This is a genomic window from Vreelandella populi (genome assembly GCF_003989825.1).
In the GTDB taxonomy this organism is placed as follows: Bacteria; Pseudomonadota; Gammaproteobacteria; order Pseudomonadales; family Halomonadaceae; genus Vreelandella; species Vreelandella populi.
This window is the reverse complement of the sequence record NZ_RZHE01000011.1, coordinates 84,584-98,155: the sequence shown is the minus strand read 5'-3', so window position 1 is coordinate 98,155 and position 13,572 is coordinate 84,584. Positions and strand designations below refer to the sequence as shown.

The following is a 13,572-nucleotide window of genomic DNA, read 5'->3' as shown; positions in this document are numbered from 1 at the left end:
ACCGCTGGGCGTCAGGCGGCGGTGATGATGCGGTACTTCTCCAGCAGCTGCTGCTGCGTTTCTGGACGTGCTGGATCAAGCGGAATGCAATCTACCGGACAAACCTGCTGGCATTGCGGCTCATCATAGTGGCCCACGCACTCGGTACACAGGTTCGGGTCGATGACATAAATCTCCTCGCCGGGAGAAATCGCATCGTTAGGACATTCAGGTTCGCAGACATCGCAGTTAATGCATTCATCGGTAATCATCAGGGCCATGGGCATACCTCGCGAATGGCTGGCACATCGGGGTATCACCCAACAGGATACCCGAGTGTTTTACTCAACAATGTGGGTGGTTACGTATTGTAGTGCTTACGCAACGCTTCTGCGACCTGGGAAGGCACCAGTGGTGAAATATCGCCGCCCAGCTTGGCAATTTCACGCACGATGGTGGAAGAAATATACGAGTTTTCCACCGCCGGTGTCAGAAAGACGCTTTCAAGCTCGGGATTCTGGACGCGGTTCATATTGGCAAGCTGAAGCTCATATTCGAAATCCGACGCCCCCCGCAGACCACGCAGAATGATCGTGGCGTTCTGCTCGCGCATGAAGGTGGTCAGCAGGCCGGAAAACCCTACGGCTTCGACATTAGTCAGCGCCGAGCAGGCGGCCTGGGCCAGTTCAATCCGCGCTGGCAGGTCAAGCGCTGGCCGTTTGCCAGGGCTTGCCGCTATGCCGATCACCACCTTGTCGAACATTCGGGCCGCGCGCTCGATAAGGTCTAAATGCCCGTTGGTGATCGGATCAAAAGTACCCGGATAGACGGCAATATTGACGCGTGGCGTGCTCATTGCGAGCTCTCCTCGTCAATCCGACCAAAGGGGTTGTCGCTTAAAAGCGATACCGGCTGAGCGTAGCCCGGAATGTGAATCCGATCAGCATGGATATCAAGCTCAGGGCCTTCGAGCACTTCTTCGCCAAACTGGTAGCGAGGCGCGTAGTGGCCTGCGTCTGCCTGGGCAAGGTACGCCACTGCCTCTGCGCGTACCGTTTCGCGGCGCGCTTTCCAGGCGCTGATCGCAGCCGCACCGTGGCGTTGCAGTAGTAGTTGCTCGGTCACGTCAGGGGAGAGCACCACGCCGGTGGCGTTATTGCCACCAAAGCCCTTGGCGTTAATAAAGGAAGCATCTGCCTTGAACGCCATGGTGGTCTGAGAAAACCTTAGCCGATCGGCATACACGTCATCGGCCACGGCATCCAGGGTGGGAATGCCCGGCAATAAACCGTGGGCAAAGCTGCCTAAAGCGCTTGCCATTTGATCGCCTGCGGCCGATCCCTGAGAATGGCCAATAAAGGATTTGATCGCGGCTACTGGCCAGTTGCTGATTCCGTTGGCACGGGCGATTTCATCCAGCACATGGGATTCGGTCGTGCGGTTTTTGGGCGTGCTGGTACCGTGGGCATGCAGGAACGTACGTTCTCTCAGGCCTTTCTCGCCCAATATGTCACGTGTCAATGCTGCCGCTTTGCCCAACGTCAGGTAGTTGCCGATTCCAGGAGCCGAGATCGAGCGTTTGAAGCCATCGGCGTTGACAAAAACCTCAGGTACGGCGCCCAGGATATCGGCACCTGTTTCCAGCGCCAGCGCGTCATCCATCAGCAGCACAAACTGGCTGGCTTCCGCCATGGTAAAACCACAGTTGCGCGCAAAGGGGCGGCTGGCACGTTGATAATCCGCATCGGTGAGAAGCTCAAGCGCATCCAGTGCCTTCAGGCTGGCATCATCGGCAAGCGCCCCCATGGCCCGGAACCCTTCAATAATTTCCGGGGTGATCGGCGCATCAGCGGTGCCCACCATGACCACTCTGCGGCGACCTGCGCGAATATCCTCGATACCCAAGCGCAGGTTATAGAGGAAACTTGCGCAAGCACCCAAGACCGCACCGGTACCGCCGACGCTGCCTAGGACATAGGCGTTGAGGAAGTCGGCAGGCATTTGCCCATAGCCCAGCGGCATTTGTTTGGAAGTGGCGCGCTGGCCGCTGACCAAACTTTTCATCAACCCACCCCAGCCAGAATCATCCAACTGACCGATAGAGTTGCCGGCATAAACCGCAATATGATCGGGGTTCAGGGTTTGGCGCAGCGTTTCCCAGGAGAAGCCGCTGGCCCCCAAACAGTCGCTGGCGCCAAACACGGCCATTGATAACCCGCGCGGATGATGCACGCTGCGGTAAAGGCTCGCCGGGTCAAAGCCACTGGGCAACTGAGCGGCCGCGCGCACTTTAGGAATCTGAGCGTCGGGCAGCAGCGCCTCGAAAACGCCAGCAGGCACAGTGACCTCTACCTCGCGGGCATCCAGTTCGCGTACCTGCCAGGTGTCTGGCAGGCTGTCGGGCAACTGGCGACGGCGTAGCGTAAAGCGCAACGGCTCAGCAAGCTGAAGGCTCGCCTGGCGATTGGCAGGCAGCCCAGGGTCGAGGAACTTGGGGTCCTCGTTGCGACGAACCAGCGTATGGTTCAGCACCTGTTCGCGCAGTGACTGAGCAGGGGAGTCTACAGGCTGGCCTGTACGGTCATGCCAGCCCTTTTCAGAATGCTCGACAAGCTGCATGAGGGCCGCAAGGCCCTCCAGTGTCTGGCGCTGCTGGTCTGCAGGAAGGGCATCAAGTACAGTGCGGCGGAAGGCCTGGTGGCCCGAGGTTCTGCCGGCAGGATTGATGCCGCCCATGCCGACAATCACCGGTAAGTGTGACAAGCCGGGTTCCTCGTGGTGCGGTGGTTTTTAATAACAGTTATTGTCAACGACAGGCTAAAACGGGCCGTATCGTTGAGCTTAATAAATATCTCGGGCGTGATCATAGCACCGGGTACCTCACGACGTCATGCTGCAACCACCGGAGACTGATAGAATCACCTCTTTTCAATCCGAGAGATGGCATGCAGCACAATTCTCGACCCATCATATCCAATCAGCCAGGCCCTCATCATGATTTGGCACGCCGGGTAGAACGCGCACTTGCCCAACCGCTGCGTAAACCAATTGCGGATCACACTCAACAGGCGTTCGAGCAGGCCCAGCGCTGGTATCAAGCTCGTCAGGCCCCGCTGATTCTGGATGCAGGGTGTGGCGTTGGGCTTTCGACACGGCATTTGGCTACGCAGTTCCCGGATCATCTGGTGATTGGAGTTGATCGCAGCGAAGATCGGTTAGGACGTGATCATGGCGCGCTTCCCGATAATGCGCTTCTGGTGCGGGCAGATCTGGTGGATTTCTGGAGGCTGGCGGATCAGGCGCAATGGGCGCCGGCGAGGCATTATCTGCTGTACCCCAACCCATATCCCAAAGCAGCACATTTAAAGATGCGCTGGCAAGGGCATCCAATATTACCCACACTGCTGGCGCTGGGCGGGCGTCTTGAGGTGCGCTCCAACTGGCAGCTGTATATCGAAGAGTTTGCCCTGGCGGTAGCGCACGTTACCGGTAAGCAGGCTGAAACCGGCGTGTGGGCACCTGATGGTGAGTATTTAACCCCGTTTGAAGCCAAGTACGATCAGAGCGGGCAAACGCTTTGGCGCCTGCAGGTTGATCTAGAACGGGTATGACATGGGTATTCTTAGCTTGATGATGGCAGACATGAGTGTTCTGCAGATATTTTCCACCATGAATGTGTATTGAGGCCGATAACAGTGACGTACTTCTTTAAGTCAGCGGTGCGCCCATGGCGCTGTGTAGTGATGGCAGGGGCGGCGGCGGTGTCGCTGATGGCAAGCCCCTTGCTGCTGGCCGACTTCAGCCGCTTGAGCCAACTGCAGGAAAAGGGGTTTTCGATCAGTGCCGAAGCACGTCTGTTGAATACCGATACGCCTGCCCTACTGGGCAGCCTTAACCCCGAACGCCAGATGGCTCCCGCCTCGGTGACCAAAGCCTATATGGCGGCCGCGTTATTGAATCGCTTTGGCCCCCAGCATCGCTTTACCAGCCAGCTCGTCAGCAACGGTGCCATTGATAACGGTGTGCTGCGCGGCGATCTGGTGTTCGAGGGCGGTGGCGACCCGGGCCTTACCACGGAGAATCTGTGGCGTTTGGTTCAACGTCTGCAAATGGCGGGCGTCAATGAAGTTGATGGTGCCCTGGTGATCAGTCAGTGGCGTTTTGGGCCCGTCGAATGTATTACCAACGATCGCTGCAGTGCCCGCACTCGCGTCACCAATGCCTACAGCGCGCCGCTGACCTCGGCGGGAGTCAACTTCGGCAGTTGGTGCGTTAATGTGGCGCCTTCAGCCGTTCCAGGAGAGCCTGCCCGCACTGCGCTCTGTGATAGCCAACTGCCACTTATCACCATTGATAACCAAGTGATTACCCGTCCCGCTAATAGCGGCACCGAGATCAGCGCTGAACGAATTACCGATGAGCGTGGCGATGTGATGCGTGTAAGCGGTCAGGTTTCAACCAATGCCATGGCCCAGGATGTCTACCGTGGCGCGGGCGATGCCGCCGAAGAGACCGCCCAGGTGCTGCTGGCCATGTTGAATCAGGCTGGTATTCATGTGCGTGATCCCTGGCGTTTGACGTCAACGCAGCCACCCAGTAGTGCGCGGCGCCTGGCAGCGGTAGATAGCCAGCCGCTGCAAGAGTTACTTCTGCGCACCATGAACTACTCCAACAACTATATGGCCGATGTGCTGGCACTGAATCTGGTGCAAACACCGCAAGCTCAGCTGCGTCAGGCAGGCTCGGCTATCGAAACCTACGCCCAGCAGCTGCCAGGGCACGGGCCGATTACCCTGTATAGTGGCAGTGGCTTGACCACGGAAAACCGTACCTCGGCCCACGGTGCCAACGTCATGCTCGAAGATATGTACCGCCAGAGCGCATTGTTTCCAAGTTTTGTGGCTGCGTTTCAGTCGCCCGCCAATGGTGTGATGCGCTTTATACGGCGTGGCTCTCCCACGTTTCAAAACAATGTCATGCTAAAGACCGGCACGCTGAACCAGCCTTTTGCGGTACGCGCAGCGGCCGGCTACTTTCGTACTGTCAGCGGGCAGTGGGGTGTATTTAGTGTGTTTGTGAACGGAAGTGGTAACACACCTTATTTAAGCTGGTCTGAGGTGCTGGACCCATTGTCGCTCGATCTGGACGCGATGATTCTGGCTAACTGATTCACTTACGCCTAGATGAGGCAAGCTGCATGAAACCAGGGCATACCGGTTTACTCCATTTGATGCACTCAACGCGTTATTCCTGGAAGGGGTTAAAGGCCGCGTTTCGAAATGAGACGGCCTTTCGTCAGGAAGTGGGTATTGCTGCCGTGTTGCTGCCATTTGCCTGGTGGCTCAGTAACGATTCGATCAGTTGGCTGATGCTGGTGGGCAGCCTGTTTTTCGTTCTGATCGTCGAACTTTTAAATAGCGCGATTGAGAATGTCGTTGACCGCATTGGCACCGAGCATCACGTGCTTTCCGGCCGCGCCAAGGATATCGGCTCGGCGGCGGTCATGCTGTCGTTGATTATGGCCGGGCTTACTTGGGGGCTTCTGGGCTGGGAAAAATTCTTCGGCTAGCGTTTTCGCTTGGCAATGAGGTGGTTATGCAACTAGACGATGGTTTTTTATCCTTACAGACCGTGCCTGAGGTGCTGAAAGATGTAGTGCAAAAGGCAGGCCAGCGGCTAAACGATGCGCTTAGCCAGGCTGACAATGTTGCCTCAATGACCAAGCAGCCGTTGCCCTCCCGGCAATGGGAGGCGCTAACGGAATCGCGCCGCGAGGCGCTGACCAAGGTTCTGGCGGTCTCTATCTTTGCCGTGGACACGCTGGCGCGCTACCCCCAGTGGCTTGCTGAGCTTGAGGTCACCGGCGAGCTGGATGCCACGCCCAACCGCCGCGAGCTTCAGCAGTGGCTACATGCCGCACTGGAAGATGCAGAAGATGAGACGGCCATGCATCGCGTACTGCGCCGTTTTCGGCGGGCGCGAATGCTGGGCATTGTTTGGCGCGATTTAAACCGCCCGCCAGGCTATACCATGTGGCATACCGCGCAGGCGGTTTCTCAGCTCGCTGAGCTATGTCTTGAGGCCGCGCTTGGGTGGCTTGAGCAGTTCTACGCCACGCGTTGGGGGGTGCCTGCCGCGCGTGTCGACGGCTCGCCGCAGCGGTTGGTCGTGCTTGGCATGGGCAAGCTTGGGGCGGGCGAGCTTAATCTTTCCTCCGATATCGATCTTATTTTTGCCTTCTCGGAAAAGGGAGAAACACAGGGTGGGCGCAAACCACTAGAGCATCAGGAGTACTTCACCAAGCTTGGCCAGAAGCTGATTGCCGCACTTGATGCAATGAGTGCCGATGGCTTTGTGTTTCGGGTGGATATGCGCCTGCGCCCACTGGGTGACGGTGGCCCGTTGGTGGGCAGCTTCTCAATGCTCTCAAGTTACTACCAGGACCAGGGGCGCGAGTGGGAGCGCTACGCCATGCTCAAGGCACGCCCGGTTGCCGGGGATATCGAGGCAGGTCGAGAACTTCTGTCCAGCCTCAAGCCCTTTGTGTATCGCCGCTATCTGGATTTTGGCGCGATTGAGTCGCTGCGTGAATTGAAGGCCATGATCAATCGCGAAGTGAAGCGCAAGGGTATGCAGAGCAATATCAAGTTGGGCTCTGGCGGTATTCGTGAAGTGGAGTTCGTGGTTCAGGCCTTTCAGCTGATTCGTGGCGGCCGCGATACCGAACTGCAGGTCACGTCGTTGCAAACGGCCCTGAAACGTCTGCCCGACCTGGGGCTGCTACCCCAGGCGGTGGTCGACGAACTATTGCCTGATTACGCCTTTTTGCGTGATATCGAACACGTCATTCAGGCGCTTGAAGATCGTCAGACGCAAATGCTGCCCGTTGATGAGATCGATCAGGCGCGCGTTGCCTTTGCCATGGGGTATAAAGATTGGGCTGCGCTACTGGAGCAGCTTGATAAGGTGCGCGAGCGCGTGCGCTGCCATTTCGATGCGGTGATTGCTGACCCCGAGGAGGATGCCGAGGAAGCTAATAACGAAAACCGCCTTGCACCCGCTCAGTGGCGATTAATCTGGCGCAACGAGCTTGAGCAGGACGAAGCAATTGCTTACTTACGCGATGCGGGATTTGCCGAACCCGATAAAATACTAAAGCGTCTGCAAAGCCTGTATCAATCGCGACAAGTGCAAGGCATGCAGCGAATCGGTTTTGAGCGACTCGACGCGTTGATGCCCTTATTGCTGGCTGCAGTAGCCGAAAATGAGAAACCGGATACCGCACTTGCCCGCGTGCAGCCACTTATCGAGGCTGTGTTGCGGCGTACAGCTTACCTTGCGCTGCTGCGCGAAAACCCTCAGGCGCTAGAGCACTTGATGCGGCTATGTGTCGCCAGCCCCTGGATTGCCGAGCAACTGGCACGTTACCCCATTTTGCTGGATGAACTGCTAACGCCGGAAACGTTGTATACCCCCGCCGACAAGGCACGCCTGGCCGACGAGCTGCGCCAGACGCTTAACCGTTTGCCAGAAGATGATGAAGAAGCTCAGCTAGAGGCGCTACGCGTTTTCAAACACGCGCAAATGCTCCACGTTGCCGCTTCAGATGTGGCCGGTACGCGTCATTTAATGAAAGTAAGTGATTACTTAACTTACATCGCCGAAGTAATACTGGATGCCGTGCTCGCCATGGCCTGGAAGCACGCAACCCGTAAGCACGGTGTTCCCCAAGGCCTGAATGAACACGAGCCGGCCTTTCTGGTCATCGGCTATGGCAAGCTAGGGGGCATTGAGCTTGGCTATGGTTCTGACCTGGATCTAGTGTTTCTTCACGATAGCGATGGGAAAGGTACTACCGACGGCCCACGCCCGATTGATACGCCGCTATTTTTTACCCGCCTGGGTCAGCGGATTATTCACCTATTAACCGCCGTCACTCCTGCGGGCAGCCTGTTTGAGGTCGACATGCGCCTGCGCCCCTCGGGCAATGCAGGGCTGTTGGTAACCTCACTTGATGCCTTCGCCGACTATCAGCAGCAAAGCGCCTGGACCTGGGAGCATCAGGCGCTGGTGCGCGCCAGGGTGGTGGCCGGAAGCGAAGCACTGGCCAAACGGTTTGATCAGATTCGCGGCGACATCCTCAGTCGCAAGCGCGATACCCACACCTTGCGCGAAGATGTCGTAAAGATGCGCCACAAGATGCGCGACCATCTGGGCAGCAAGGAGCCCGGCAAAGATTTTAATCTGAAGCATGATGCCGGCGGCATGGTCGATATCGAGTTTCTATGTCAATACGCGGTGTTAGCGCTTGCTCACCAAACGCCTGAGCTGCTGGTTTACAGCGACAACATGCGTATTTTAGATACCTTGGCCGAAAGTGGGCACTTACCTTCAGGTGAAGCCGAGCAGTTAAAAGAGGCCTATCTGGCTTATCGAAGCCGCACCCATCGCGCGGCTCTAACCGGTGTAAAAGCCGTTGGCAAGGCCGAGGATTTCAAAGCGCATCGTGGGGCGGTGGGGGCTCTTTGGCAGCGCTTTCTAGAACCTGCTTAAACGCGCTAATCCATTGCTACAGGGACGAACACAACAATAAGAGGATGAAAAATGTATCAACGTGAATCTGGGCGGGGTCAATGATCGCGCATATTCTGGCCACGCTGCTGCCGGTTTTCCTGATTGCGGGTAGCGGTGCTCTCTACGGGCGTTTTCGTACGCCCAATATTAAAAGCCTCAACACGCTGAATATGGAGCTTTTCGTTCCCTTGCTGGTGTTTGCCGTGCTGGCTGACCGGCAGGCGCCGCTTGCCGACTACGCGTGGCTTGCGTTTGGCGCCGCCGCCGTGGTGTTGGGGTCAGGGCTTGTGTTATGGCCGCTGGTGGCCTGGTTAAAGCTGGACATAAAAACGTTCCTGCCGCCCATGATGTTTAACAATACGGGCAATATGGGCGTACCCCTACTGGTATTGGCGTTTGGCGAAGCCGCACTGCCTGCTGCCGTGGTGGTCTTTATCGTGGAAATGATGCTGCATTTCTCGGTAGGGCTCTACATGATAAACCCGCGTACCTCCATGTGGCATATCCTGCGTATGCCTATTGTGGCCGCGAGTATGGCAGGGCTTTTAGTCAACATGAGTGGGGCGGCGCTGCCTGGCTGGCTACTTGAAGCCATGCATATGCTGGGTGGCGTAAGTATTCCGCTGATGCTGTTTGCCTTGGGCGTCAGGTTACTTGAGGTGGACTTGAGCGATTGGCGCACGGGGCTGTTAGGCGCGCTACTTTGCCCGCTTTCTGGGTTGCTGATTGCCCTGCCGCTGATGTGGTTACTGCCGCTAGAGCCGCTGCAACTGGCGGTGCTGCTGATCTTTTCCGCGCTGCCGCCTGCCGTACTTAACTACCTGGTTGCCGAGCAGTTCAAGCTGGCCCCTCAAAAGGTGGCATCACTGGTATTGATTGGAAACCTGGGTAGCCTGATCGTAATGCCGCTGACACTGGCGGCCACCTTTGCGTGGGTGTATGCACCGCTTTGAAAGCGGCGCAAGGAATCGGATCGGTAAAACAAGCTAATTCAAATCATCAGCCGTTAGCGGTGGGGCGTTTCCTGCTTGACTTCATAACTACCTTCCAGCGCGTCCTGATAACCTGATCGCGGCTGGGTATGGGCATAATCCCCGCCAATATCTTGAGCTTGATCGGCCCGCATCTGTTCCATGCGCTTTTTCATCTTGTGGCGCACAAAAGGCATCATCGCCCAGCCGATTAAAAGAAATACCAGGCCAAGCACAACGCCAACCACCATCAATGCACCAAACGCCAGCCACGTTAGCAAAAGCTTCAGGCTGCCCATCAGTCCGCTGGGTTGCGTCTGTGTGGCACGGGCACGCCATTGGTGAGCAGCCTGCCAGGCAGCATTACGTTGGTCGCGATTCATCTGTGGCATAAAAGCCTCCATCATCGTTTGCCCCCATTGGAACACAGGTAACCGGGCAAGTTCACTCCAAGGTGGCGCGTATCATGTTTAGGTAAACGGTAGGAAAATAGCTTTTACTTAAACTTTCATACTCAATAGCAGTGCCGCTACCGAGAAACCGTTTTGTAAAAAGGGCTTATATCAAACGCTATAGCTAAAGTTAAATAAACGCTTTAAAAGACGCAATTTGCCTTCAAAATAACGAAAACTGTACATAAACATTAATCAAGCGCTAGGGTTATACACGTCTATATGCAGTTTTAGTCGATTGCTTATCTAACAGGGTGGTTATATGACAAATCATGGAGGAAAGTCGGTTTTTATTGCATCGACTGTAATCATTTTTAGCTTAGTGGTGGTAGGGGCCGCTTTTCCGGAAGGGTTCGGTAATGCTGCTGAGGCAGCACTGGAAACCGTGACACGACTGTTTGGCTGGTTTTATCTGTTCTCAGTTTTTGGGTTTGTTGTATTCCTGTTTGGCCTAGCGTTCAGCAAATATGGAAAGGTACGCTTGGGGCCACAGGACAGCACACCCAACTACAGCTTCTTTTCCTGGATCAGCATGCTGCTGGCGGCAGGATTTGGCGTGGGGCTGGTGTTTTATGGCATGGCCGAGCCTATGACCCACTATATCGAGCCTCCTTATGGTGACGTGACCGCCGAAACCGAGGCAGCGGCGCGCTATGCCATTCAGTACAGCTATTTCAATTGGGGTATTCACCAGTGGGCAGCGTTCTCGGTGGTGGGTCTCATCATCGCCTACTTCCAGTTTCGTAAAGGCCAGGCGGGGCTTGTCTCTTCGGTGCTCTCATCGGTAACCGCCAAGAAGCCGCGTCTGCGGCCTTACGCTTCCTGGCTTGATGTGTTTGCCGTGGTGGCCACCGTCATGGGAGTGGCAACGTCACTGGGGCTTGGCGTACTGCAGATGAACGGCGGCCTGAATGCCGTATTTGGCCTGCCGGAAAACGGCTTCTGGCAGTTCATCATCCTGCTGGTAATGTTCTGTGCTTATATGCTGTCGACCTGGTCGGGGCTTGATAAGGGCATCAAGCGTCTTTCCAACCTGAACATGGCGCTGTGTATCGGGCTGATGCTTTATGTGCTGGTAACCGGGCCGACGATTGCCATACTCGAAACCATTACCCTGGGGATCGGTGACTACCTGCAAAACTTTATCGGCATGAGTCTGCGGATTTCGCCCTATAGCGATAATGAATGGGCCAGCAGCTGGACGATCTTCTACTGGGCCTGGGTCATTGCCTGGTCACCTTTTGTGGGTACGTTCGTGGCACGGGTCTCGCGGGGACGTACGATCAAAGAGTATGTGTTTGGTGTACTGCTGGTGCCGCCGCTATTGGCTTGCCTGTGGATCGGCGTGTTTGGCGGTGCGGCGCTAAATATGGAGCTTAACGGTGATAACGTTGGCCTGGCGGCGGCCACCCAGGACAATATTACGGTTGCTCTGTTTGAAATGTTCGAACTAATGCCTTTTTCTGGCGTGCTCTCTGTTGTCGCCATGATGCTGATCTTTATCTTTTTGGTGACATCGGCTGATTCCGCCTCGTATATCGTGGCGCAGATGACCGATAATGGCTCGATCAATCCGCCTCTCTACAAACGCATTATCTGGGGCGTGCTGATTGCTGCCATCTGCTTGACGCTGATTGTTGCTGGCGGCCTTTCAGGACTTCAGTCCGCGGCGGTGCTCTCGGCACTACCGTTTACCTTCATTCTGTATATGATGGTAATTGTGCTGGTACGCGAGCTGCGTGCTGACCGCAAGTCAATGCTGACACAGCTTTATCGTCGTCATGGCGAAACGCCTGTTGGGGCCGATGCTTTTGAGGCTGAACAGATGGGCGAAGAGGAGCGCTTGCGCCGCGCGCCGAATGTCATCAATCGGCGCATCAATAGCTAAATGGGATTAATCAGGCCTTCAGGAGCGGACACATGGAGCGGGGATGCTGATGGCTCGGCAGGGGCGTCACGGTGCGACACGGCGTCAGCCCAAGGGAGCTGTACTTGACCGTTGGTTAGACCGCTGGCTTGATCGGGTGGTGACAGTTGCCGTCGTCACTGCGTTAGTAGTGGGTCTATCGGCTGTCTTGGCACATTGGCTCTTGTAGGCCAACCTGTTGTAACGCTAGTTAAAACGCCCGGCTACAGGCCGGGCGTTTGCTTTAGCCGTATTCTTATTATCACTATTAATCGCTATGGTCAGGTTTGTAGTCCCTGTTTGCTGCCCCTACAAGAGAGACTTGCATGTTGTTAAATGATGTTGCAAAGGCCGCTCCTTCCTATGCTTCGCGCCGCGAAATCTTTGGTTGGGCCATGTTCGACTTTGCCAACCAGGCTTATACCCTACTGATTATTACGGTGGTCTTTGGTGAACTGTTTACCACTGTGATTGTGGGTGATCGTGGCGATGGGTTTCGTCTGGCCAATTTCTTATGGAGCTTGGCTTTGGCCATCAGCTACCTGATGGTGGTGATAACCGCACCTCTGTGCGGCGCTGTGATGGACTACCGGGCCGAAAAAAAACGCTTTTTGTTGGTAAGTTACCTAGCCACGGTTGGCACTACGGCAATGCTCTATTTTGTCGCCCCCGGCTACGTCGTCATGGGGCTAATATTAATTATTATCTCCAACTATGCTTATTCCATGGGCGAATCCTTTATCGCCGCTTTTCTACCTGAGCTTGGCCCGCCGGATAAACTTGGCAAGATTTCCGGATTCGGCTGGTCGCTTGGTTACATCGGCGGGCTGTTTGCGGCGGGCTTTACGCTTGTGGTGCTAGGGGAGGCTACTGAGGAGAACTTTGAGCGTATACGCTGGGTGGGGCCTTTCGCAGCGGGTTTTTTCCTGATTACGGCTATTCCAACCTTTTTATGGCTTAAAGAGCGTGGCACTCCACAACCCACTGGCGTGGCATACTGGCGTATTGCCCGTCAGCGCGTGCAGTCGACCATGCACGAACTGCGTTATTTTAGAGATCTCACGGTCTTTCTGATCTCCCTGCTGTTTTCCATGGCTGGTGTGTACATCATTATTGCGTTCGCGTTTATTTACGGCGCCCAGGTGATTGGTTGGGATGAAAGTGTCCGCAACATCATGTTTATTATTGTTCAGGTCACCGCTGCCGCCGGGGCGCTGGGATTTGGCTGGCTTCAGGACCGCTTGGGGGCAAAGCGTACCTATCAGATCACTCTTGGCCTGTGGGTAGTGGCGATTATTGCCATCTGGGCAACCCCGGAAATAGCGGCCCTGGCAAATACGCGTTTTGGTTGGCAGTGGCAGGCTCAGCACGTCTTTCTAGTGGTCGGTTGCCTGGCGGGGCTTAGCCTGGGTTCCAGCCAGTCGGCAAGCCGAGCGCTGGTAGGATTATTTTCACCGCTTGAAAAATCCGCTGAGTTTTTTGGTTTCTGGGGGCTGGCCAACAAACTGGCGGGCGTACTGGGTATCGTAATGCTGGGCGTGCTGCAGGCGATTATTGGCTTGCAGGCGTCTATTCTTTTATGTGTAGGGCTGTTTGTGATTGCCATGCTTATTTGTGCAAACGTTAACGAGCGCCGCGGCCGTGAGGCCGCGATTGCCTGGGAAAACGCTTAAAACATTAAAACAAGGAG

At 55.7% G+C, this 13,572-nt stretch carries 12 protein-coding genes; 8 read left to right on the top strand and 4 right to left on the bottom strand.

All coding sequences use genetic code 11. The features are described from left to right. Positions 1-11 precede the first annotated feature (11 nt). The 3 genes from ELY25_RS11995 to ELY25_RS11985 all read right to left on the bottom strand — a co-directional run bounded on the left by ELY25_RS11995 (position 12) and on the right by ELY25_RS11985 (position 2,715). Positions 12-260, bottom strand: coding sequence for a YfhL family 4Fe-4S dicluster ferredoxin (locus ELY25_RS11995; RefSeq protein WP_126951514.1), 249 nt, complete (start codon positions 258-260; stop codon positions 12-14). Positions 261-340: 80 nt separating this feature from the next. Beyond that, positions 341-835, bottom strand: a complete 495-nt coding sequence (gene coaD, locus ELY25_RS11990; protein WP_126951513.1) for a pantetheine-phosphate adenylyltransferase — start codon at positions 833-835, stop codon at positions 341-343. Then, the gene (locus tag ELY25_RS11985; protein ID WP_126951565.1) at positions 832-2,715 is read right to left on the bottom strand and encodes a beta-ketoacyl synthase; all 1,884 of its coding nucleotides are present in this window, start codon (positions 2,713-2,715) and stop codon (positions 832-834) included. Before ELY25_RS11985 ends, coaD begins: the two co-directional genes overlap by 4 nt. A 209-nt stretch (positions 2,716-2,924) precedes the next feature. On the opposite strand from ELY25_RS11985, the gene trmB reads away from it, so the two are divergent. The 5 genes from trmB (at position 2,925) to ELY25_RS11960 (ending at position 9,506) form a co-directional block, all read left to right on the top strand. Further along, on the top strand, positions 2,925-3,590 hold the full coding sequence (trmB, locus tag ELY25_RS11980) for a tRNA (guanine(46)-N(7))-methyltransferase TrmB (protein ID WP_126951512.1): 666 nt from the start codon (positions 2,925-2,927) through the stop codon (positions 3,588-3,590). A 132-nt stretch (positions 3,591-3,722) separates the two neighbouring features. Then, positions 3,723-5,147 carry a D-alanyl-D-alanine carboxypeptidase/D-alanyl-D-alanine endopeptidase gene (gene dacB, locus ELY25_RS11975; protein ID WP_126951564.1) on the top strand — a complete coding sequence of 475 codons (1,425 nt, stop codon included), beginning with the start codon at positions 3,723-3,725 and terminating at the stop codon, positions 5,145-5,147. A 29-nt stretch (positions 5,148-5,176) separates the two neighbouring features. After that, positions 5,177-5,548 carry a diacylglycerol kinase gene (locus tag ELY25_RS11970; RefSeq protein ID WP_126951511.1) on the top strand — a complete coding sequence of 124 codons (372 nt, stop codon included), beginning with the start codon at positions 5,177-5,179 and terminating at the stop codon, positions 5,546-5,548. A 26-nt stretch (positions 5,549-5,574) separates the two neighbouring features. After that, on the top strand, positions 5,575-8,532 hold the full coding sequence (gene glnE / locus ELY25_RS11965; protein ID WP_126951510.1) for a bifunctional [glutamate--ammonia ligase]-adenylyl-L-tyrosine phosphorylase/[glutamate--ammonia-ligase] adenylyltransferase: 2,958 nt from the start codon (positions 5,575-5,577) through the stop codon (positions 8,530-8,532). A gap of 80 nt (positions 8,533-8,612) precedes the next feature. After that, positions 8,613-9,506: an AEC family transporter gene (locus ELY25_RS11960; RefSeq protein ID WP_126951509.1), complete on the top strand. Its 894-nt coding sequence runs from the start codon at positions 8,613-8,615 to the stop codon at positions 9,504-9,506. Between the two features lie 53 nt (positions 9,507-9,559). On the opposite strand, the gene ELY25_RS11955 is transcribed toward ELY25_RS11960, so the two are convergent. Further along, positions 9,560-9,916, bottom strand: a complete 357-nt coding sequence (locus tag ELY25_RS11955) for a hypothetical protein (protein ID WP_126951508.1) — start codon at positions 9,914-9,916, stop codon at positions 9,560-9,562. 322 nt (positions 9,917-10,238) lie between these two features. On the opposite strand from ELY25_RS11955, the gene ELY25_RS11950 reads away from it, so the two are divergent. From ELY25_RS11950 to ELY25_RS11945, 3 genes are all read left to right on the top strand, one after another. Next, positions 10,239-11,864, top strand: coding sequence for a BCCT family transporter (locus tag ELY25_RS11950; protein WP_126951507.1), 1,626 nt, complete (start codon positions 10,239-10,241; stop codon positions 11,862-11,864). 43 nt (positions 11,865-11,907) lie between these two features. Continuing rightward, positions 11,908-12,072, top strand: coding sequence for a hypothetical protein (locus ELY25_RS17810; protein ID WP_185856299.1), 165 nt, complete (start codon positions 11,908-11,910; stop codon positions 12,070-12,072). 136 nt (positions 12,073-12,208) lie between these two features. Next, complete coding sequence (locus tag ELY25_RS11945) at positions 12,209-13,555, top strand: MFS transporter (protein ID WP_126951506.1); 1,347 nt, start codon at positions 12,209-12,211, stop codon at positions 13,553-13,555. Positions 13,556-13,572 lie beyond the last annotated feature (17 nt).